Below are 242 nucleotides of genomic sequence, written 5' to 3' on the forward strand. Positions count from 1 at the left end.
GTCGCCGGCAGACCGCGCATCAGGTCCATCAGCTCGGGGGCGTTCTCCTTGAGCGGACCCACGGTGTCCATCCAGACCAGTGAAAACTCCCCGATATGGAATTGGTAAAACAGACTGCCGCCTTCATCCCCCGCCAGCCCCGCCTGCGTGTCATACGGTGGCGGCCCCGTAGGGTGAAGCATGTATGCCCCCGGGTCGGGCAGGAACAACGGAACATTGGGCGGAATGCGGTCGGGGTCCGG

The 242-nt window shown here is 64.5% G+C and carries 1 protein-coding gene; it reads right to left on the reverse strand.

Annotated features, from left to right (window positions below):
• Nucleotides 1-242 (reverse strand): hypothetical protein (locus ACZ2IA_RS23245; RefSeq protein ID WP_470294941.1); only part of this gene is annotated, 242 nt, incomplete at both ends.

This window comes from Crenobacter sp. CS_VA4 (assembly GCF_055597485.1).